Annotated in this window: 17 protein-coding genes; 1 reads left to right on the top strand and 16 read right to left on the bottom strand. The window is 65.6% G+C overall.

All coding sequences use genetic code 11. The features are described 5' to 3' along the window. Positions 1-60 precede the first annotated feature (60 nt). Complete coding sequence (locus WNM05_RS04870; RefSeq protein WP_101706852.1) at positions 61-330, top strand: HU family DNA-binding protein; 270 nt, start codon at positions 61-63, stop codon at positions 328-330. A 70-nt stretch (positions 331-400) separates the two neighbouring features. Here WNM05_RS04870 and WNM05_RS04865 read toward each other — a convergent pair whose 3' ends face one another. From WNM05_RS04865 to WNM05_RS04790, 16 genes are all read right to left on the bottom strand, one after another. Then, the gene (locus WNM05_RS04865) at positions 401-1,267 is read right to left on the bottom strand and encodes an NAD(P)-dependent oxidoreductase (protein ID WP_434632951.1); all 867 of its coding nucleotides are present in this window, start codon (positions 1,265-1,267) and stop codon (positions 401-403) included. A gap of 72 nt (positions 1,268-1,339) precedes the next feature. Next, positions 1,340-1,681 carry an EscU/YscU/HrcU family type III secretion system export apparatus switch protein gene (locus tag WNM05_RS04860; protein ID WP_434632950.1) on the bottom strand — a complete coding sequence of 114 codons (342 nt, stop codon included), beginning with the start codon at positions 1,679-1,681 and terminating at the stop codon, positions 1,340-1,342. After that, on the bottom strand, positions 1,674-2,699 hold the full coding sequence (locus WNM05_RS04855; RefSeq protein WP_434632949.1) for a flagellar hook-length control protein FliK: 1,026 nt from the start codon (positions 2,697-2,699) through the stop codon (positions 1,674-1,676). Before WNM05_RS04855 ends, WNM05_RS04860 begins: the two co-directional genes overlap by 8 nt. 8 nt (positions 2,700-2,707) lie before the next feature. Continuing rightward, a complete protein-coding gene (locus WNM05_RS04850; protein ID WP_434632948.1) occupies positions 2,708-3,061 on the bottom strand; it encodes a DUF2802 domain-containing protein in 354 nt (117 codons plus the stop codon). A 126-nt stretch (positions 3,062-3,187) separates the two neighbouring features. Beyond that, complete coding sequence (gene fliT / locus WNM05_RS04845) at positions 3,188-3,523, bottom strand: flagellar protein FliT (protein WP_434632947.1); 336 nt, start codon at positions 3,521-3,523, stop codon at positions 3,188-3,190. An 8-nt stretch (positions 3,524-3,531) separates the two neighbouring features. Continuing rightward, positions 3,532-3,969 (bottom strand): flagellar export chaperone FliS, encoded by a 438-nt coding sequence (fliS, locus tag WNM05_RS04840; RefSeq protein WP_434632946.1) that lies wholly within the window; start codon positions 3,967-3,969, stop codon positions 3,532-3,534. A gap of 50 nt (positions 3,970-4,019) precedes the next feature. Further along, positions 4,020-5,381, bottom strand: a complete 1,362-nt coding sequence (gene fliD / locus WNM05_RS04835; protein WP_434632945.1) for a flagellar filament capping protein FliD — start codon at positions 5,379-5,381, stop codon at positions 4,020-4,022. Between the two features lie 38 nt (positions 5,382-5,419). Then, complete coding sequence (locus WNM05_RS04830; protein ID WP_101706844.1) at positions 5,420-5,848, bottom strand: flagellar protein FlaG; 429 nt, start codon at positions 5,846-5,848, stop codon at positions 5,420-5,422. 73 nt (positions 5,849-5,921) lie between these two features. Then, positions 5,922-6,770, bottom strand: coding sequence for a flagellin (locus WNM05_RS04825; protein ID WP_434632944.1), 849 nt, complete (start codon positions 6,768-6,770; stop codon positions 5,922-5,924). Between the two features lie 219 nt (positions 6,771-6,989). Then, a complete protein-coding gene (locus WNM05_RS04820) occupies positions 6,990-7,838 on the bottom strand; it encodes a flagellin (protein WP_434632943.1) in 849 nt (282 codons plus the stop codon). Between the two features lie 176 nt (positions 7,839-8,014). Continuing rightward, positions 8,015-11,872 carry a glycosyltransferase gene (locus WNM05_RS04815; RefSeq protein ID WP_434632942.1) on the bottom strand — a complete coding sequence of 1,286 codons (3,858 nt, stop codon included), beginning with the start codon at positions 11,870-11,872 and terminating at the stop codon, positions 8,015-8,017. A gap of 236 nt (positions 11,873-12,108) precedes the next feature. After that, positions 12,109-13,854, bottom strand: a complete 1,746-nt coding sequence (locus WNM05_RS04810) for a radical SAM protein (RefSeq protein WP_434632941.1) — start codon at positions 13,852-13,854, stop codon at positions 12,109-12,111. 163 nt (positions 13,855-14,017) lie between these two features. Next, the gene (locus WNM05_RS04805; RefSeq protein ID WP_434632940.1) at positions 14,018-17,566 is read right to left on the bottom strand and encodes a hypothetical protein; all 3,549 of its coding nucleotides are present in this window, start codon (positions 17,564-17,566) and stop codon (positions 14,018-14,020) included. 93 nt (positions 17,567-17,659) lie between these two features. Then, positions 17,660-18,724 (bottom strand): NAD-dependent epimerase/dehydratase family protein, encoded by a 1,065-nt coding sequence (locus WNM05_RS04800; RefSeq protein WP_434632937.1) that lies wholly within the window; start codon positions 18,722-18,724, stop codon positions 17,660-17,662. 7 nt (positions 18,725-18,731) lie between these two features. Continuing rightward, positions 18,732-19,538 carry a hypothetical protein gene (locus tag WNM05_RS04795; protein ID WP_434632936.1) on the bottom strand — a complete coding sequence of 269 codons (807 nt, stop codon included), beginning with the start codon at positions 19,536-19,538 and terminating at the stop codon, positions 18,732-18,734. Between the two features lie 23 nt (positions 19,539-19,561). After that, positions 19,562-20,674, bottom strand: a complete 1,113-nt coding sequence (locus WNM05_RS04790) for a radical SAM/SPASM domain-containing protein (protein ID WP_434632933.1) — start codon at positions 20,672-20,674, stop codon at positions 19,562-19,564. Between the last annotated feature and the right edge of the window lie 87 nt (positions 20,675-20,761).

Below are 20,761 nucleotides of genomic sequence, written 5' to 3'. Positions count from 1 at the left end.
CTTTATCCGGGCGAGGAAATCGCAGAAAATGGGGTTTTACCCTAAGCGAAAGACGCACACATGACCAAAGCCGAACTGATTGCCCTCCTCTCCGACAAGTCCGGCCTGAACAAAGCCGACGTACTGCGCGTGCTGGGCGCTTTCGACGAAGTCCTGCTGGACACGCTGGCCGGCAACGGCGAGATCAGCATCATGGCCGGCAAGTTCAAGGTGAAGGAAAGTGCCGCCCGCACCGGCCGCAATCCGAAAACCGGCGAAACCATCCAGATCGCCGCCAAGCGCAAGGTCGCCTTCGTCGCCAGCAAGCAACTGAAAGACCGCATCGCCTGATTCCGGCGCAAGCAACGAATATGAAAAACGGGCCGCATGATCGCGGCCCGTTTTTTTTCCGGCAAGACGTTCAGTTCTGCTGCCAGATCAGCCTGGCGATGGCCGACGAGTCGAGCTCGCCGTCGCCTTGCGCCACCAGCTGGTCTATCAGTTGCATCGTACGTTCGGCCGCCGGCAGGCTGATGCCCTGCTCGCGCGCGGTATCGAGCACGATGTGCATGTCCTTGGCGTGCAGCTTGGCCTTGAAGCCCGGCGCGTAGTTGTCGTCTATCATCCGCTGGCCGTGCACGTCCAGCACCCGGCTCTGGGCGAAGCCGCCCAGCAGCGCGGCGCGCACCGGCGCCGGATCGACGTCGCAGGCCCGGGCCAGCTTGACGATTTCCGCCACCGCCGCCACGCCGACCGCCACCGCGATCTGATTGCAGGCCTTGGCCACCTGGCCGGCGCCGCTGTCGCCGATGCGGGTGATGGTCTGTCCCATCGCCCGCAGCGCCGGCATCGCCTTTTCCAGCGCCTCGGCCCTGCCGCCGACCATGATGGTCAGCGTGCCGTTGACGGCCCCGACTTCGCCGCCGGACACCGGGCAGTCGAGAAAGTCTATGCCCCGCTCGGCCAGCGCGGCGGCGATGCGCCGCGCGCCGTTCGGCGCGATGGTGCTCATGTCCACGCACACCAGGCCCGGACGCGCGCCGCGCGCCGCGCCGTTCTCGCCCAGCAACACGGCCTCGACGTCGGCGGTGTCGGACACATTGCTGACCAGCACCTCCACTTCGGCCGCCAGCGCGGCCGGGCTGTCCGCCCAATGCGCGCCCGCCTCCAGCAGCGGCGCCGCGCTTTCGCGCCTACGCGCCCACACGCTGACCCGGTGGCCGGCCTTCAGCAGATTGAGCACGCAGGGGCGTCCCATGATGCCCAGGCCGATATATCCGATATGCATGACACTCCCCTCCTCACTCGACAATCGGCCGAGCATAGGCGATTGCGCCGGGCGGCGCCAGTGGGGAAGCGATCAGGGGTTGCCGACCGGGCTCTGCCGACCGGCCAGCCAGTCTTCGAATTCGGCGTCCTCGGAGCCGGCGCGGCGCTCCAGGTAGTAGACGAAGGCCAGGATTTCAGCGACCGCGCGGTAGAGCTCCGGCGGGATGTGCTTGTCGAGATCGACCTGCATCAGCAGCGATACCAGTTCCGGCGAATCGTGGACGAAGACGCCGGCCTCCTGCGCGCATTCGATGATGCGCTGCGCCATCTGGCCATAGCCCTTGGCCACCACACGCGGCGAGCGCTGTCCGTCCTGATACGACAGCGCCACCGCCGAACGGCGCTTGTCGTCGTCCTGCCCGGCGCTACTCATGCTGGCTCACCATCAGGCCGGCCAGCGTCAGGCCGGCGGCCGCCATGCCGCTCTGCAGCCGGGCCGCATGCTGGCGTATCATCTGGCCGGTGTCCTCCTCGTCGGCCTTGAACGACACCTGCACCGTCTGGCCGACCAGGCGCACCCTCACCGCCATGCCGCCCAGCGCCGGCAATTCCAGCGCCAGACTGGTGTTCCACGTCGGGATGTCCTCGTCTCCGCTGCCGCGCCGCTCGTTCTCGAGCTTTTCCTGCTCGATCATCAGCTGCATCGGCTGGCCCGGCCAGGCCATGCCCTGGAACTGGACCGCGCGGTTCTCCAGGCCGTCCAATTGGCGCTGGACCAGGCCACCCAGCTCCTGCAGCTGCGCCTGCGGCTTGGCGCCGGCCGCCGCGCCGGCCTTCTGCTCGCTGTCCAGCGCCTGCAGCGTCAGCGTCAGCTTGGCCTGCGGCTCCTGTTTCAGCTGCTCCAGCGGATGCAGGCCGTTGCTGTAGTCCTTCAGGTGCGACTCGTAGAACAGGCCGCTCTGCCTGACGTCCTGCTGCAGTTGCTTGGCCAACTGCGCCGGCGGCTGCTGCGCCGCATCCAGCTGCAGCGGCTTGCTGGCGGCCTCAGGCTGGCCCGAACCGAGCAAGGTGGTCAGATAACGCGAGGCCTGGCTGAGCTTGACCGCCACCGAGCCGTCCTGCGGCGGCGGCGCCGCGTCCTTGCCGCCGTCCTGCAGCACGAAGGTCAGCGCCGGCTCCAGCGACGCCACCTTCAGGTTCAGCGTATCGCCGGACAGCGTCACGCCCTGCGGCAGGCTCAGCGTGAACAGCGCGTTCTTGATCAATACCGCCAGCTGATTGTTGCCGAGCTGATCGGCCACCTTGGCGGTCAGCAACTCGCCCACCATCAGCGACGGCATCTTGCCCGGCTGGGTGAGCGCCTCCAACAGCTTGACGCTGTCTATCGCGGTTCTAAGCTGGGGGAGGCTCTGCGCCGATCCTTGCGTGGACGCGGCTACGGCATTCGGCAACGACGGAATCATGAAGTCGGACTATTGCGGTAGAGGGAAACGATCAGCTCGGCCTCGCTGCGGGAAATGCCGCAACGCGACGCCACCTCGGAGGCGGTCAGCCCCTGGCGTATCATTTCGATTGCTTGGTTGTACGGACTGAGGCCCGACTCGCCCTGCGCCTGATGCTCGAAACGGGACTGCAGTCGGGCGACGTCGCGCTGCAAGGCGCTGATCTGCTGCTGCTGCTGATCCAGATAGAGCGCCGTCAGACTGTCGCGCTTGCCCTCCAGCCGACGCAGCCTGCCGAACAGGTAGACGCCGGCCGCCGCCAGAGCGAGCCACAGTACAGCCATCAGGTAAGGGAAGAAGGCGCCGGACATGGAGAATTCCCCTCGGGTGAGCATCCGCATTGACTTTAAGTGTATGGCGAAACACGGCGCAACCCAAGTCGAAACCCTGCGTTCCGGCCGCGCCCCGGCCGGCGCCGGGCGGCGACCGCCGGGCGCTCATTTATACTCGCGATTCAGCTTCGAACTCTGGCTCAGCGCGCGCAGCTCGCCCTTCACCTGCTCGGCCCAGCCGGCTATCCGCTGCTGGATCTGTTCGCGCAGCGCCAGCACGCGCTGCAGCGTCTCTCGCTGCCTGTCGGTCAAATGCTGCCGCTCCCCGGCCTCCAGCCGCCTGAGCAGCTGCTGGGTATAGGCCTCGTGGTGGCGGTACAGCTCGATGAAGCTGGGCCGCTCCTGTTTGCCGGCCGCCTCCAGCAACTTCGTTGCCAGCGGCTCCAGCGCGTCTATCAATTCGGCCAGTCCGGCCGCCGTCATCGCAAATTGCCGCTCCATGTCCGCGCTCAGGCTCCCGGCTGCGCACCGGCAGCTTCCTGCTTGGCGCCGCCGCTCCTGTCCACCTGCTGCCAGGCCGGCAGGATGGTTTCCAACAGCGTCCGGACTTCGGCCAGGATTTCCTTGTCGTTCTTCAGGCTGGCCTTGGCGAGCCGCAATTTCATATAGATGTAGAGGTCGTTCAGATTGACGGCCGCCTCGGACGCCAGATCCAGATCGAGCGACACCCGCAGGCCCTCGAGGATGTCGACCGCCTTGGAGATCATCCGCGCCTTTTCGTCGAAACGACCGGCGTCGATGGCCAGACTCGCCGAATTCAAGGCCTTGACCGCGCCCTCGTAAAGCATGACGACGATGCCAACCGGGCTGGCGCCGTAAACCGCAGTCTTCAGGGCATCGTTGGAATAGGCCTGATTGAACTGCTTGAGCATTCGTGAATTCAGCATGGGTCACTTTCTCGAACCACCGGGCGGCGGACGCCGCCCGGCGCTCGATTCTACTTGGAAATCATATTGAACAGGCTGTTGGAGCCGGACTGCATCTGCGCCAGCGTCTTGTTCAGCGCCGTGTACTGCTGGATCAGCTGGGTCTGCTTCGAGTCCAGTCGCGCCTGCAGCGAACTTTGCAGCTGGGTCTCGGTGTTGACGCGGCTCTTGATCGAGGCCTTGCTGGTTTCGATCACGCCGTTCGGCCCCAGCATCGAGTTGATCTCCTGGTTGAAGCGCTGGGCGAAACCGGTATTGGCCGGGTTGCCGAACAGATTGCTCACCGCCTGCTTGTCCTTCTTCAACGCGTCGTTGAACGCGTTCTGGTCCAGCTTCAGCGTGCCGTCCTTCTGCAGCGAGATGCCGACCTGCGCCAGGAAGGCCACCGAATTGACCGGGTCGGCGCCGGGAACGCCGGTCGCCAGCACCTGTTGCAGCCGGGTCTGGATGTCCAGCACCGACGCGTTGCCCTTCAGCGTGCCGCTGCGCGCGTCCTTGACGTCGCTGATCACCTGGTTGTAGGCGTCGACGAAGGACTGCAGGCCCTTGCCGATGCCGACATTGTCCGGCGCCAGCGTCACCGTGAAGCTGCCCGTCTTGTACAGGTCCAGTTCGACGCCCGGCACCGCGCTGCTGATCTTGTTGCTGCCGGCCGAGATCGCGACGCCGTTGACCGTCAGGCTGGCGTTCTTCGCGTTCTGCGACTCCTGGGCGCCGGTGGAGCTCTGCGTCAGACCGGCCAGCGTCGATCCGGCGGTGTCGCCCGAATCGCTCCCGCCGCCGGTGATCTTGAACTGGTTGTCGGTGCCGGATTCGCTGGACGCCAGCACCAGCTTGTACTGTGTGCCGTTCTGCACGACGGACGCGTTCAGGCCGACGCCGGCGCTGTTGATCTTGTCGTTGATCGTCTGCAGCGTCACCTGGTCGCCCGGCTTGTCGCGCAGCTTGACGGTCTGCGTCTTGCCGTTGATCTGGAAGGTCAACTCATCCGGCGCGCCGCTGATCACGGCCTTCGGATCGGTGATGTTCTGGCCGCCGAGCTGGTCGAACACCAGTTGCCGGTTGGTGGCGAGATTGCCGACCGAAATCTGAAACGTGCCGGAGTTGCCGCCGCTGCTGGTCGAGACGGCGGCCATCGACGTATCGCTGACCGAGGCCTTGAACACCTGCAGGAAGCGCCCGGAAGCCAACGAAGTCATCGCCGTCTGCAGGGCAGACAACGACGAACTGAGCTTGCCGACCGTACTGAGCTGCGTGTTGTACTGATTCGACCGCTGCATGCTGGCGCTGAGCGGTTGTCTTTCAATCATCATCAGCTGGCTGACGATGCCCTGTACATCCAATGCACCCACGGAACTGGTAATGGCTGTCATGTTATCCCCATGTTTCTAGCCGCATCGGGACAATCAGATCAGGCTTTGTCCTTCAGCAGGAGTCCCTTGAAGTCGCCGATCGCCTTCGCGATGCGCAACGCCTCCTCGGACGGAATCTGGCGGATCACCTTGTTGTTGTCCTTGTCGACGACCTTGACCACGGTGGAGCCGGTGTCCTTGTCGACGGAAAACTGCAAGGAGCTGTTGTTGAGTTCCTCCGCCATACTGTTGAGCTGGTTTACCGAGTCCTGCAGTTGCTTGGGATCGGTTTGCTGCTTTTGCTGCGCATCGGCAGAAGACTGTTGCTGCTGGCTCTGCCCAGCCGCGGCGACAGCCTGGCTCGAATCGGCCAGTACCGGCTGATTCGGGTCATTAGAAGGCGCTTGTGCCAATTCAACCAGTTGCTGACGAGGCACAGGAGCGGCTGCAGCGGTTGTTGCTGGCGACAAAATGGAAGGAATTTGCATGATCACGCTCCTAATGGCTACAGCTCCGGCTGCCCGACCGGAGCTGCAGACTGGCTATACCATCAGTTTACACCTATTGCAGCAGCGTCAAGGCTGCTTGAGGCAGAGTATTGGCCTGTTTCAGAATCGACGCGCCGGCCTGTTGCAGAATCTGGTTCTTAGTCAGGTTAGCCGTTTCCGAAGCAAAGTCCACGTCCACGATCCGGCTATTGGCCGCGGTCAGGTTTTGCACGTAGTTTTGCAGGTTGGCGACGACGGCGTCAAACCGGTTCTGCACCGAACCCCAGGTCGAACGCACCGTGGAGATTTCCGCGATGTCGGAGTCCAGGGACGACAGGATGGCCGAGGCGCCGGACTGGGTGGTGATGTTGATCGTACCGGTCGCGGTCAGCGCCGAGCTGTAGCTACACAGCACGCCCGCCGAGGTCATGTCCACCGACGAAATCGAAACCTGGTTGCTGCTGGCGCCGGACGAACCGACCTGGAAAGTCAGCACCGCGCTACCGGACAACAGCTGGGTGCCGTTGAACTGGGTGGTCTGCACGATACGCGAGATTTCTTGGGTCAGCTGGTCCACTTCGTTCTGCAACTGCGAACGGTTGGTGTTGCTGACGGAGGCGTTGGCGGACTGCACCGCGATTTCGCGGATACGCTGCAGGTTGTTCGCGATCTGGCCCAGCGCGCCTTCAGCGGTCTGACCGACGGAGATACCGTCGTTGGCGTTGCTGATCGCCTGGTTGTTGCCGCGGATGGCCGAAGTCAGGGTCTGCGAAATGGCCAGACCGGCAGCATCGTCCTTGGCGCTGTTCACGCGCAGGCCGGAAGACAGACGGGCCAGCGACTGGGACAGCGACATCTGCGAATTGTTCAGGTTCAGCTGCGCTTGCAGCGACGAAATATTGGTATTGACGGTAATGGCCATGATGACTCTCCTGATACTCAGTGTGGGCAAAGAGGCTTGCTTACACTGCATATCGGCCGGCACATTCCGAACTTTACGGCGAAAACGTGAATTTTCACATTTTCTTTCGTCGCGTCTTGCGCACCCCGCCTCAGCCCATCGTCGTCTCCATCGCCAAAACCCTTGTTCCGCCTGGCCCGGCGCCGCCTCTTACCGCGGCGGCCGGGCCGACTCCCCGATTTATTGCAGCAGGGTCAGCGCCGACTGCGGCAGCGAGTTGGCCTGCTTCAGGATGGAGCTGCCGGCCTGTTGCAGAATCTGGTTCTTGGTCAGGTTGGCGGTTTCCGACGCGAAGTCGACGTCCATGATGCGGCTGTTGGCGGCGGTCAGGTTGGACGTGTAGTTCTGCAGGTTCGACACCACGGCGTCGAAGCGGTTCTGCACGGCGCCGAAGGTCGAACGCACATTGGAGATCTGCGAGATGTCGGCGTCCAGCGAGGACAGGATGGCCGAGGCGCTGCCCTGGGTGGTGACGTTGATCGTGCCGGTGGCGGTCAGCGCGGAGTTGTACGACTTCAGCGTGGTGCCGGAGGTCAGGTCGGTGGCGGACACCGAAACCTGGTTGTCGGAGGAGCCGGACGAACCGACCTGGAAGGTCAGCGTCGCGCCGCCGGACAGCAGCTTGGTGCCGTTGAACTCGGTGGTCTGGACGATACGCGAGATTTCCTGGGTCAGCTGGTCCACTTCGTTCTGCAGCTGCGAACGGTTGGTGTTGCTGACCGAGCCGTTCGACGCCTGCACGGCGATTTCGCGGATGCGCTGCAGGTTGTTGGCGATCTGGCCCAGCGCGCCTTCGGCCGTCTGGCCGACGGAGATGCCGTCGTTGGCGTTCTTGATCGCCTGGTTGTTGCCGCGGATGGCCGAGGTCAGGGTCTGGGAAATCGCCAGGCCGGCGGCGTCGTCCTTCGCGCTGTTGACGCGCAGGCCGGAAGACAGACGGGCCAGCGACTGGGACAGCGAGTTGCTGGAGCTGTTCAGATTGATCTGCGCCTGCAGCGAGGCCAGGTTGGTATTGACGGTGATTGCCATTTCATTCCCCTTATCGGCCCAGAGGACCATCGAAAGTTCTTGCCTGTTGACAGCAAGATCGGCTCCGGCCGGGGAATGCTTATGAAAATGGCACTATTACCAAAAATACGCGCCGAATCGGCGCGTATCAAATGAAAACGGCCCCCGGAGGGGCCGTGCGCGGGCGTTTGGGCGGCTCAGCCGTGCAAAACGCGGAACCATTCCTCGTAGTGGTCCTCCAGCCAGTAGTCGCGGTCGAACCAGGCCTTCAGCGCGTCGCCCTCCTTCGCCAGCCCGTCCAGATCGTTGACGCGGGCGCGTATCGCCTCTATCCAGGCCTCGGCCCGGTTCGGCACGCGGCAGACCGGCGCGCCGTTGGTCTGGTACGGATAGATGTCGGTGCACACCACCGGCCAACCCAGCACGCCGTACTCCAAGAGCCGCAGATTGCTCTTGGCCTCGTTGAACGGATTGAGCTCCAGCGGCGCCACCGCCAGGTCCAGGTTGAGGCTGGCCACCTTGGCGGCGTACTCGCCGAACGGCACCGCGTGGTGCATCTCCTTCACATACGGGCGGAACTGCGGCAGGCACATGCCCATGAACACCCAGTCCACCTCCTTGTAGGTGGCCAGGATCACCTCGTGTATCAGCTCCAGGTCGCCGCGGTGCTGGCCGGCGCCGACCCAGCCGACGCGCGGCTTGTCGCCTGCCCGCCGCTGCGACTTCAGGTCGCCCCAGATGCTTCTGCGCAGCCGGTTGGGCGCGACCACCACCTCGCCGACCATCTTCTCGATGAAGTCGGCCAGCGGCTGCGTCGACACCACGGCGGCGTCGCACAGCTTCAGCACGCGGCGCAGCCGCTGCTTGGCGTCCGGATAGTGGCGCGACCAGTGGTCGTACAGGCTGCTCTTCTCCGGCACGCCGCCGACCAGGTCGTCCAGGCCGAACACGATGCGCAGGTCGGGCAGGTAGCGGCGGTAGGCACCGATGGTCTCGTAGATGTAATCGCTGATGCCGGTGTGCAGCAGCACGGTGTTGGGCGCCTGGCGCGCCAGCTCGACCACGGTCGCGATGCCGGCCGACGGCTGGTGGATCTCGCCGTCCAGCTTGCCCTTCTCCTGCAGCACCGACAGCGGCTGGCTCAGCCGGTACTCGCCGCTGCCGCCCGGCACCGGAATGCCGAGCACCCGCTTGCGTCCGGGCAGCTTGGCGTCCCAGGCGACCAGGCGGTCCGACTCTATCGCCACGCGCCGCGTGCGCAGCGACAGATGGCGGTTGAAGCCGGGGTCGTTCGCGATCACCGGCAGCCAGCGCTCCAGCATCGCCTCCATCTCCTCCCGCTCGCGCACCGCCGCGCGCAAGGCCGGCCGCGGGTCGGTGGTCACCCGACCTATGCTCTTGGCGTGATGGTGGTAGAGCACGACGAAGGGGTTGTAGACGTTGCGCAGGCCGCCCGCCTGGACCTTCAGGCAGAAGTCGACGTCGTTGAAGCAGACCTGGAACACCTCCTCGTCCATGCCGCCGACCGCGTCGTAGATCTGCTTCTCGACCAGCAGGCAGGCGGCGGTGACCGCCGAGTAGTTCTGCATCGTCAGGCTGCGGTTCAGATAGCCGGCGTACAGGTAGTCCAGGCTCTCGAACACGTGGTCGGCCACCGAGTACATGCCGCCGGGCATGCCCAGCACGATGCCGGCGTGCTGCACCTGGCCGATCTCCGGATACAGCAGGCGGGCGCCGACGGCGCCGACGCCGGGCTGCTGCGCCGTCGCCAGCATCCGCTCAAGCCAGTGCGGGAACACCACCTCGGTATCGTTGTTCAGCAGCAGCAGATACTCGCCGCGCGCCGCGCGGGCGCCGATATTGCACTGGGCCGAGAAATTGAACGGCGCGTCGTAGCTGAGAACCTGCACCCGGCCCGGATAGCGGGCCTGGACCTTCTCGTAGTATTCGAAGGTTTCCGGATCCTCCGAGGCGTTGTCGACGATCAGCACCTCGAAATTCTGGTAGCCGGTGATGCCGAACAGGCTGTTCAGGCAGGGCTCGAGGCACTCCAGCTTGTCCTTGTTCGGGATGATCACCGATACCAGCGGCGAGGCCAGCAGCTGGTACTGGTAGCAGAAGGTGCCCGGCACCAGGCCGTCGAGCAGCGTCACCGGCAGGCCGCAGCGGGCCGCGTGGCTCTCCAGCGCCACCCGGCGCGAGGCGTTGCCGAGGCTGTCGGTCTTGGGATCGACCCAGGGCAGGGAAACCAGCATGTCGTCGATGTGGCCGATCGCGCCGCGGTCCCCGCCCTCGTACACGCGCAGCAGCGCGTCGTAGCAGTGGGCGCGCGGATACGGCTGGATGCCGCCTATCTTGGCCAGCGTCTCCCGGCTGAAGGCCACCGCGTAGCTGACGTAATCCATCGAGCGCAGGTATTCGGGCGAGAAGTCCGGCAGGAAGGCCGGACGGAAGCGCTTGCCCATCGGCGAGACCACGTCGTGGTCGCAATAGATGGCGCCGTATTCCGGATGCGCGTGGATTTCCTCGCCCAGCCGCGCCAGCGCGTTCGGCTGCAAGCGCGCGCCGGCCGGCAGCAGCATCACCCAGTCCGACGGCACGTCGGCGATGATGCCGTTGACCACCGCGGCGACCTGGGAATCGTCGTCCATGCTGTCCAGCTGCACCCAGCCGAGCTGGGGGCTGCTGCTGAACACCGGATCCGGCTCGGAGGCGTCGGAAATCACGATCAGGCGCCAGTTCCGGTACAACAGGTCCTCCATCGCGGTGAAGCTTTCCGACAGCCGCGCCAGCTTGGCCGACGGCGCCAGCATGATCAGATTGAACAGCGGCACCTGCTTCCAACCCAGCATCATCCGCTCGGCCAGCTGCTCGGCGTGCACCTCGCGCAGCTGGTGGCGCTTCACCCACTTGCGGTAGGCCTTGGAGCCGTCGATGTCGGTCTCGCCCAGCGTGTACGGAATGATGGGACCCGGTTGCGTCAGCGGCTGCGGCTGCAGCCTTGCCGGCAGCAGCTTGGCGTATTCGGCCAGCAGATCGCCGACGTGCCGTTCCAGCAGCCTATGGTCCAGCACGTGGCGCCGCGCCTTCTCGGCCTGGCGGGCGCGCAGCGCCGGATCGTCGATCAGCTTGCTGATGCCGGCCACCCACCCGTCTTCGGTGTTTTCCGCCACCACCGCCAGTTCGCCGTCCTTCAGGCCGGCGTACGGCAGCACGTCGGACACCACGGCGGCCGCGCCGACCACCGCGTACTCCAGCCATTTCAGGTCGGACTTGTAATCGTTGAAGTCGCTCTTCACCAGCGGCGCGACGCCGATGTCTATCTTCAGCTTGGCCAGTTCGGCCAGGTATTCGTTGTAGGTGACGAACTCCGGCACCTTGCGCACATCCTTGATGCCGACGAAGTCCGGCGGCACGTCGCCCCAGAACACGAACTTCACCTGGCCGGCGTACTCGTGGTAGATCCGCAGCAGCGCCGACGAAATCATCTCGACGTCCTTGCCGTGGGTGCTGGTGCCGGCGAAGCCTATGGTGATCTGGCCGCTGTGCGGCTGCGGCTCCACGAGCCGCCCCTGCGCCAGATGGTTCGGGAAGACGAAGACCTTGTCGTTATACGGCCTGACCTTGCCGGCCAGCACCTCGGTCGACACGGTGACCAGCGAGCATTTCGGCAGCAGCCACTCTATGCCTTCGAAGGCCGGCCAGCACAGATCGTACATCACGTGCTGTTCCGGCACATTCAGCAGCCAGTCGTCCAGCTCGTAGACGATGGGCTTGCCGGACTCCACTATCATCTCCAGCACCGGTCGGAACTCCGGATACGGGAACAGGCGCTGGACGACGAACATGTCCATCGCGTCGACGAACTCGCGGTCGTCCTTGAACGGGTAGACGGCCTCGAAGCTGAACTCGGCCTGGTTCCGGAACAGATAGGCGTCCACCACCGGCGACATCAGGCCGAGCGGATCGCCGAGCCTGAGCTTGTAGCAGGCGGCGTCCTGCAGGTCGCGGGTCAGCACCCCTATGCGCGGCTTGCGAGTTTCTTGTGGTTCCACATTATTTTCCTGAGAGTTCATGGCTGCGGCTCGCTGGGTCATGAATGAATCGAAGCCGCTGCGCGCGAGTCGGCGGCGCAGCGGCCAATAGAGCGGGCGAGGCGGACGGCCGCCGCCGGCGGTGGTCCGTCCTCAATTCCGTAAGCGTACAACAGAAAACCCGCCGCCATGACGGCGCCGATATCATTAAGCGAATTTTCCGCTCGTCCGGGCCGGCGGGAGCCGGCCCGGACGGCTCATGCCTGCGCCGCCATCGGCAGCGGGCACTCGTCGGCCGGCGGCTGCAGAATCTCGCCCAGCAGGCCGTAGTCGGCGGCGGACCAGTCGTCGGGATTGACGCCCTCCAGGCCGAAAATCCAGGCCCATCGGCCCCAGAACCGGCCTTTCACCGCCTCGAGATAGCTGTCGTGATGCCGGGCGGCCAGTTCCGCCCTGCCGGTCTCCCGGTAGCACACGGCCAGATAGTAATGGGCCAGCGCATGGTCGCTCTTCAGCCTCAGCACGTTTTTCAGGCCGCGCTCGGCCCAGGCGTAATTGCCGCAGCGTATGTCGTAGTTGTGGACGAAGTTCAGGTCCAGGTTCATGAAGTACTGGTACTCCTGGATGAAGTCGGAACTGAAGTCCTCGGTATTGATGACGGCGGTGCGGTAGTCCGAGCCCAGCGCATTGATCTTGATGTAGCCCTTGTCGCGGGAGATTTCGTGAATCTCGCTGCCGACGATGGGGCTGGCGCAGGCGATGTTGAACCAGTTCGACGCGATCTCGCGCAGATTGTGCCTGGCCTCCTCCAGGTCAGCCTTGGTCTCGCCGGGCATGCCGATCAGGATATTGGTGTTGGTGTAGATGCCCAGCTCGCGGCAATCCCTGGCCACCCGCTCGGAGATCTTCATCTTCAGCGGTTTTTTCATCTGCTTCTTCAACACCTTCTCGCTGCCGCTCTCGACCGGCAGCACCAGGTGGCGGACGCCGGCGTCCCAGAAGGCCTCCAGCATCGGGCGGTCCAGCGCGTAAAGCGTCAGGCCGTTCTGGTAGACCGAATGCAGATTCAGCGATTTGACGATGTCGAGAATCTTGTAGACCCGGTCCGAATCGGCCATCAGGTGGTCGTCCTGGAAGATCACCGTCTCCGCCTTGTACTTCTCGACCAGGCGGGTGAAATCCTCCCTGACCCGGTCCAGCGAGTGGTAGCGCATCGAACGGCCGTGGGTCCGGTGCGAGGCGCAGAAGGTGCACAGGAACGGGCAGCCGCGCGAGGTCATCACGTGGAAGCCGCGGGTCTTGTCCAGATTGTGGTAGGAGGCGACGACCTGGTTGATCTCGTGCTTGTCGATATCGCACAGGTCGTAGTCGAAGAACGGAATCTCGTCCAGATCGTCGATGAAGTCGTGCTTGGGCGCGAACAGCATCTCGCCCATCACCTTGGCGCGCGTGATCCAGGTGTCGGAGCTTTCCAGGAAGGCGCGCGGGTCCTCGGCCTGCAGCAGATTCAGCATAGGCTTCTCGCCCTCGCCGAAGCACAGGCCGTCGAAGAAGGTGCAGCCCATTTCGCGGTAGATCTGCTCGTAGCTGTTGGTCGGGATGTTGCCGCCGCCTATCACCAGGCTGTCCGGCCAAACCTCGCGCGCCATCCGCCCGCAGTCCATGAAGTTGGCGAAGGACGGGCTGAACAGCGAGGAGATGCCGACGAAGTCGGGCTGGAAATCCCGGATCTGCTCGAAGAAATGCCGGCACAGGGCCTCGAAGCAGTCGAAGGGCACGGCGTCCAGCGCGTTGACCTCGGCGTTGAAGTCGATCAGCTTGACGTCCAGCGGCAGGAATTTCTTCAGATAGGCCGAGATCGACAACGGCCCCAGCGGCAGGTCGGTGCGCGGGATGTTGTAAACCTTGCCATCGCTCTTGGCCAGCTGCACATTGTAGAACTCGGGCTTAGTGAACGAATCCCAGGAAATATGCATCGGTACGACAAACAGCACTTTCTTCATTCATCCCTCCCCGATCGGCTGCCGGCCCCGCATCACGGGACCATCCGCCGATACGCAATCGTTTGAATACCGGAATAAAGTCTGCGTCTACTGCCCGCCGGCGGCCTGTCCGAGGCGCCGCCCGCGCGGCGTCCTCCGTCGAGGACGCCGCGCCGTTACCACATTATCGGCCAAACACCTGCTGCCATAAGGGCAAGCGCTGGCTGAGCATGCAATTTTCCCTGACCCAGGCGCGCAAGGCGTCGCCTTCGCGGCCGGCCGCGTCCAGATCGCCGGTCCGCGCCCGCAGCGCCTGGCCCCAGCTGGCCATATCGTTGTCGACCAGCGCCACCGGCGCCTGCGCGCCGCGCACGGCGTCGAGCGCGGTGCAGATCACCGGCACGCCGATCGCGCCGTACTCGAACAGACGCAGCGGGCTCGCCGTCTGATTGCCGAAATGGACGACCTTGGGCATCACCGCCAGATCGAGACACAGGCTGGCCAGCTTGATCGGGTAGCGCTCGCCGTCCAGATCGAACGGATGATATTCCTCCAGATACGGCCGGATCGCCTCCGGGCAATCGCCGAGCACCACCCATTCGATCTCGTCGGCGGTGGCCAGGATCAGTCCGGACAGCAGCAGCAGATCGCCGGCCTCCTCCCTCGATCCGACCCAGCCCACCCTGGGCTTCTTGCCTATGCGCCGCAGCGCCGTCAGATCGTTCCAACGCGCATCGTCGAGCGCGTCCGGCACCAGGCGGACGTCGGCCGCGAACGTCGCGACGAGCTCGCGCAACGGTTCGGTCGGCACGACGATTCTGTCGACCTCGCGGGCCATCGCCCGCAGCTGGGCCGTCGCGTAGGCCGGACCGTCGACGGCGTCCAGCGCGTCCAGCATCAGCACCGACAGGATGTCGGGACGACGCTGGCGATGGCGCCGCAGCCAGGCCAGGAAGGCCGGGTCGAAACGCGCCGCCTGCACCAGCACGTCCGGCGCGAGCCGCTCGAACTCGCCTGTGCCGGGCAGCCGCTCCCCGGACGGCAGCAGCGTGCCCAGGCACTGGCCGTCCTCGATCAGACGCGCCAGCGGCGCCTGCAGCCGCCCGACGCCGGAAGCCGCCGGCAACGCCAGTATCCGCGTGCGCTCGTGGAAGCTGCCGTCCCATTCGGCCGAGAACACATTCTCGATCTCGAAGGCCCGGCGGCTGTCCAGGCTCAGATGGCGGTTATGGGCCGCGTCGCGCGACAGCTCGCCGTACCAGCGCGGGTACAGCGCCCGATCGTCGAAACCCGCCGCGTCGTCGGCCGCCGCGCCCCGGTGCCGCAGCGCCGAAGCGAACGGCGTCCAGACCAGCAGCCCGCCGGCCGCGCGCAGCTTCAGGCTCAGGTCGACGGCGGCGCTCAGCGGGCCGTCCAGCCCGGCGTCGATGCCGCCGACCTGCCGGTAGCGCTCGCGCGACAGCAGCAGGCAGTCGAGCAGCACGGCGCCCGGATTGTGTTCGACCAGCTGCCGGCCCAGATGGCCCGGCGCCGACGCGTCGGCGTCGTCGAAGACCGAGCCGGCGCCGTCGTCGGCGCCCAGCAGCAGCGGTCCGCGCCAGATCGCCTTGCCGTCGGGCCGCAGCAAGCGCGGCGCGACGGCGCCGACCTCGGCGCGCGACGCCAGGCCGAGCAGGGTCGGCAGCCAGTCCGTCCCTATGATTTCGATGCGGCTGTCCAGCAGCAGCAGATAGTCGCCGCCGGCCGCCTCGGCGCCCAGCTGGAGGCGGCCGGCCAGACCGAGTTCGGGCTCGCAGCGCAGCAGCCGCGCCCCGGCCGGCAGCTCGGCATCGGCCGGCGCCACCGCCAGGATCTCGGCGACGGCGTCGGCGCCGCCGGCCAGCAGCGCCGCTATGCACGGCGCCAGGCAGGCGCCGTCGTCGGCGTCGGCGACGACGACGGACACCTTGGCGCCCGCCGCCGCCGGATAGCGGACGCGGCGGCTGCCGACAGCCTGCCCCGGCTCGATCTCGGCGGCGCAGCGCTGGCGCGCCAGATGCGCGGCCAGCGCCTGGCCCAGCGCGGCCTCGTCCTGCGGCGGCGCGCCGTCCGGCAAGTGGGCCAGCACGTCGGCGATATGACCGATGACGCCGGCGCCGTAGGCGTCATGCAGGCGCCACACGGCGTCGTAGCGGTCGGCGCCGGGCGCCTCGGCGAAGGCGCCCGCCTCCTGCAGCGCGTCGCGCTTGAACCAGACCGCCGGACCGATGTAGTCGGCGCCGCGCAGCAGATCGAGGTTGAAATCGGGCTTGAACGCCGGCCGGCTGCGTTTGCCGTCCGCTCCCAGCGTGTCGCAGTCGCTGTAGATCGCCAGCCATTCCGGATGCAGCGCGGCGTAGTCTCCCAGCGACAGCAGCGCGTGGCCTTCGAGCTCGGCCCCCGCGGGCAGGATGCCTATCCAGTCGCAGGGCAGCGCGCCGAGCACGGCGGCGTAGGCCTGCGTCAGCTGGGCCGGATCGCGCGCGTCGTCTATGCGCAGCCAGCCCAGCGTGTCCGATCCCAGCAAGGCCTCGCTCGGCGCGTCGAAATCGGCGACGAAGATCAGCTGCCACTGCTTGTACAGTTGCTGCGTCAGCGCGTTGATCGACTTCACCGCCAGCTGCTGATCGTCGGCGCTCAGCGGCATCAGGATGATGAAGTGCGGCTGTCCGCCCCAGCCGCGCACCATGCGCTCGGCGTGGATCTGCGCATGGAAGGGTTTCAGCTCGTGGCGGACCGTCCAGGCGTCGTAGGCCTGCTGCGCCGGGTCGACCGGGGCCTCCGGCGGCCGCAGCGACGGGAAGACGATCTCGTTCGGACCGCTTTGCGGCAGTTTCTGCGACGCGGCGATGAAATGCTCCAGCTGTTGCAGCAGCTCGAGCTGATACTGGTGGTAGACCTGCTGGTAATCCCGCGTTTTCGCCAACGCGGCGGCGATGGCGTCCGGCGCGTCCTCGAACGTGACGCCCGGCAAGGCCAGCGCCTTCATGTCGCCGGCCCGCTCCTCGGGCTTCCTGGTGAACTGCGTTTCCTTGATCACCACCGGGCAGCCGCACAGCAGCGCCTCGGAAATGATCGCCGAATTGGCGAAGGTGTACAGCACCTTGCCCTCCCGCAGCAGCGCCGCCAGCGCTTCGTGGCTTTCCGGCCAGTCATAGGTGATGACGGTGGCGTCGTCGAACAGCTCGGGGAAGTCCTGCTGCGCCCGCGTGTAACGCCCCGGATAGATCAGCTTCCGGTGGCGTTTGCCGTCGTCCGGATTGTCGTCGTTATTGAAGATCGCCGTGTCTATCGACGGGATGAAGATGTAGGACGGGTCCGGGTATTTGGAGAAGTCGACGTAATCGTGCTGCCAGAACACCAGCATGTCCGACGCCGGATAGTCCTTGGGGCCGCCGAGCAGGCCCGGATGATTCAGGATGTAGCGCACCACCGCCTCGCCGTTCAGCGGATTGCCGTGCACCACTTCCGGATAGACGACGATGGGCGATCGCTTGCTCGCCTTGTGGCGGTCGACGATGTCCTGGGTCAGATAGGGCGTGCGCAGCGCGGGATTGGTTTCCGGAGAGAAGACATAGGCCTCCTCCCCCAGCTTGTTCAGGTAGTGGCACAGCAGGTGCATCGCGCGGATGCCGTTGGAGACCCGGGCATAGCCCGGCGCGCAGATGTAATAAGGCTGGTGGTTCTCATTGTAGAATTTTTTTTCGATCTGCATATCTTCTTGCTTTCTTGAATTCCATGCATGAGAAACCGGCGCCGTTTCCGCGGCGCCGGTTGGCCGGGCGGTAGCCGGGCCCGGCGGACGGCGTCACGCTTCGCGAAATGCTTCGACTGAATACTGGATCGCGTCTCCCAGCGATGTCCACGGCGCCAGGCCCAGCGCCTCGCGGGCGAGACCGATGTCGGGCACGTATAGATTGCGCACCGGATTGCCGACGCTGGTCTCCGCCCTCCCCAGTATCCTGACCTCGCCCTCCGGGTGGATGCGGTCGCGGACCAGATGCGCCAGTTCGGCGATCGAGACGGCCGCGTCCGATCCCACATTGAACAGCCGCGGCTCGCCCTCGCGCCGCAGCAGCGCCAGCAGCCAGACCACCAGATCCCCCATATACAGGTAGGAGCGGAACGGACTGCCGTCTCCTTTGATGATGATAGGCTCTTTGCGCATCGCGCTCAGCATGAAATTGCCGATGGCATAGTGAATGTCCAGCGGCATGAACGGGCCGACGAAGGAAAAGCAGCGGGCGACGCTCAACTGCCAGCCGTGCCGCCGCGCATAGGCGGCGCACAGGAACTCCGCCGCTCGCTTGGCCTGTCCCAGCGCGCTGGCCGCATCCATCGTGTCCGGCGCCAGCGCGTCGTCCTCCCGCAGCGGCAGGCCCTGCGGCGACGGACCGTAGGCGGCGCCGGAGCTGGTGAACAGGAAATGCCCGGCGCCGGACTCGGCGGCGAAGTCCAACACGCGCCGGGTGCCGGCGACCAGGGTGTCGAACTTGCTCAGCGGGTCTTCGCCGTTGAAGGTCTCGTGCGCCGACGTCGTCGCCGCGTGGATGAAGTGGGTGAAGCGCTGCCTGGGGAATGCGAAGTCGCGCACGTCGCCGGCGTGGAAGCGTATCGCCGGATTGGCGGCCAGATGCGGCGCCCGCCGCGCGAAGGCGGCGGGATCGCGGCTCAGCGCCAGCACCGTGATGTCGGCGCCCAGCGCCGCATTGGCGTGGGCGACGGCCTCCAGCAGCCAGCGGCCGAACCAGCCGGTCCCGCCGCTGACGAACAGCGAGGCGCCTTGCAGCGCCTCCCATACCTCGGGCTTGCGGACCAGGATGGCGTCCAGGTCGGCGCCCAGCCTGCCGCGGGCGTCGCAAACGGCTGGCATGCTGCGGCTACTGGGCCAGCACGACCAGGCCGCTGGCCCAGTACTCGGCCGCCATGCCCTGATGGACGCGGCGGTTGAAGGTCAGATCGTAGCCGTAGGCCTCGAAATGGTAGCCGACGCCCTCCTTCTCGCCGTCGAGGCCGGACAGCCACAACAGCGGCGGATAGCCGTCCTTGCGCAGCAACAGGTCCGGCGAGCCGATGAAGGCCGCCGCGGTGTCGTAGCCTCCGGCCAGCAGGAAGTGCGCAGGCAGGTCGGCCATCTGCTCGACGGCCGCCGGCAGCGAATACTCCAGCAGGCAGGGGAAATAGACGCCGACGACCGGCCCGCGGGCCATCGCCGCGATCAGGTCCTGGTGGCGGGAGCCGTCGGCCGGCGTCAGCACGCCGGACAGACCGGCCTTGTGGTGGTTGACGAAGCCGTACTCCGGCAGGGCCTCGGCGTAGGCCCGCTCCAAGGCCGGCAGATAGCGGGCTTCCAGCGCCTCGCCGATGTCGTCGTGGCTGGCCTGCGGCAGGAAGAAGGGCACGTGGACGCCGTTCAGCAGGCTGCGGGTGGCCGGATCGGCCTCGATGCCGGCCAGCACGCCGCGGGCGCGCCGTTCGAAATCGGCCGCGTCCGGCGCGACGCCGTCCAGCTGGGCGGCGATGCGGCGGTGTATCGCGGCGTAGTCGATCTGCGGCTGCGCCGGCAGGAAGTAGCGCCGGGTCTGCCGGTGGCAGGCCGCGCGGGTGTCGGCGCGGGGCAGGCATCGGCCGTGTTCGTCGAAGCGCGGCGCGTCGGTGCCCGGCTGGATCATGTCTGGTGCGTTCATGGATGAAACCTTTGCTGCCGTCGTCAATCGTACAGCGAATCGTTGTCGGAGAAGCCCTGTCCCCACGGCAGCGGCAGGAACTTGGCGCCGGCGGTCTTTTCGGTGTGGATCTTGATGAACTTCGGATCCTCGCCGATCAGGCAGTCGGGGCGATGCGGCCCCAGCCACGGATTGCGCATGCCGCGCGCCAGCACTTCCTTCAGCGAAGTCTCGCGCAGATTGCCGATCGAGAAGTCGATATACGGGCACGGCGTCACTTCCATCGTCGACGTGACGGTGATGATGCCCTTCACGGTGATGCAGCCCTTGTGCGAGCCGTAGGAAGGCGTCATGTGGGAGAAGACGTTGTACTCCTTCTCCAGCTGGCGCAGGATGTCGGCGTCCTCTTTCTCGATGACGAATTCCGGGTGCTCGGTGCACGAGCCGGTCGGCTTGGCGTAGGACACGTACAGGCCGATGCCGCGCGCGGTGACGTATTCGCACATCTGGCGGAACTCCTCGGTCCTGGCCCGGCCCTTGACCAGCACGGTCGACAGGATCAGGTTCAGGCCGGCGTCCAGACAAGCGTCGACGGCGCGCATCACCCGCTTGTACGAGCCGGGCTTGTTGCGGAAGTTGTCGTGGTCCTTCTCGACGAAGCTGTCCAGCGAGATCTGCACTTTCTCGACGCCGATGGACTTCAGGTGCTTGGCGCGCTCCAGATCAAGGAACCAGCCGTTGCTGTCGGTGATGATGTAGTGCTTGTCCGGATCCAGCGCCTCGATCACCTGGTCGAAATCCTTCATCACCAGCGGCTCGCCGCCGGTGATCACGAAGCGGGCCAGGCCCAGCTCGTCGGCCTGCCGCGACAGATTGCGGATGTCCTCGTAATCCATCTTGCTGCGGGTGTCGACCACCTTGATCACATTCTTCAGGTGGCGGTCCATATAGTATTCGGCCGAGCAGTGCGTGCACTTGAAATTGCACAGATAACTCTTTTCCAGGCGGATGATGGGACTGATCTCGCCCCGCTCTTCCATTTCGGCGATGCGCGCCAGCTTGGCCGCGACATAGGGCTTGCGCCGGGCGAGGTCGTTGCGTTTCGCCTGCTCTGCCTGGCTCAGCGCCAGGTTGGTGGTTTCCAGAGGAGCGTTCATATGGTGTCTCCTAACCATCGCGGCGGCGCGGCGGCCGCGAGCCTTTCGCGATGGCAGTCAGCTGTTTCGAGTGTATCAGAGAGGCGG

It is taken from the genome of Chromobacterium sp. CV08 (genome assembly GCF_051129845.1).
Taxonomy (GTDB): domain Bacteria; phylum Pseudomonadota; class Gammaproteobacteria; order Burkholderiales; family Chromobacteriaceae; genus Chromobacterium.
The sequence above is the reverse complement of the archived record's forward strand: the minus strand, read 5'-3'. Positions and strand labels throughout refer to the sequence as shown.

Bases quoted from the DNA above. Each gene is read 5' to 3' on its own strand.
- WNM05_RS04870 (WP_101706852.1), top strand. From the start codon at position 61: ATGACCAAAGCCGAACTGATTGCCCTCCTCTCCGACAAGTCCGGCCTG.
- WNM05_RS04865 (WP_434632951.1), bottom strand. From the start codon at position 1,267: ATGCATATCGGATATATCGGCCTGGGCATCATGGGACGCCCCTGCGTG.
- WNM05_RS04860 (WP_434632950.1), bottom strand. From the start codon at position 1,681: ATGAGTAGCGCCGGGCAGGACGACGACAAGCGCCGTTCGGCGGTGGCG.
- WNM05_RS04850 (WP_434632948.1), bottom strand. From the start codon at position 3,061: ATGTCCGGCGCCTTCTTCCCTTACCTGATGGCTGTACTGTGGCTCGCT.
- fliT (WP_434632947.1), bottom strand. From the start codon at position 3,523: ATGGAGCGGCAATTTGCGATGACGGCGGCCGGACTGGCCGAATTGATA.
- fliS (WP_434632946.1), bottom strand. From the start codon at position 3,969: ATGCTGAATTCACGAATGCTCAAGCAGTTCAATCAGGCCTATTCCAAC.
- fliD (WP_434632945.1), bottom strand. From the start codon at position 5,381: ATGACAGCCATTACCAGTTCCGTGGGTGCATTGGATGTACAGGGCATC.
- WNM05_RS04830 (WP_101706844.1), bottom strand. From the start codon at position 5,848: ATGCAAATTCCTTCCATTTTGTCGCCAGCAACAACCGCTGCAGCCGCT.
- WNM05_RS04825 (WP_434632944.1), bottom strand. From the start codon at position 6,770: ATGGCCATTACCGTCAATACCAATATTTCGTCGCTGCAAGCGCAGCTG.
- WNM05_RS04820 (WP_434632943.1), bottom strand. From the start codon at position 7,838: ATGGCAATCACCGTCAATACCAACCTGGCCTCGCTGCAGGCGCAGATC.
- WNM05_RS04810 (WP_434632941.1), bottom strand. From the start codon at position 13,854: ATGAAGAAAGTGCTGTTTGTCGTACCGATGCATATTTCCTGGGATTCG.
- WNM05_RS04805 (WP_434632940.1), bottom strand. From the start codon at position 17,566: ATGCAGATCGAAAAAAAATTCTACAATGAGAACCACCAGCCTTATTAC.
- WNM05_RS04800 (WP_434632937.1), bottom strand. From the start codon at position 18,724: ATGCCAGCCGTTTGCGACGCCCGCGGCAGGCTGGGCGCCGACCTGGAC.
- WNM05_RS04795 (WP_434632936.1), bottom strand. From the start codon at position 19,538: ATGAACGCACCAGACATGATCCAGCCGGGCACCGACGCGCCGCGCTTC.
- WNM05_RS04790 (WP_434632933.1), bottom strand. From the start codon at position 20,674: ATGAACGCTCCTCTGGAAACCACCAACCTGGCGCTGAGCCAGGCAGAG.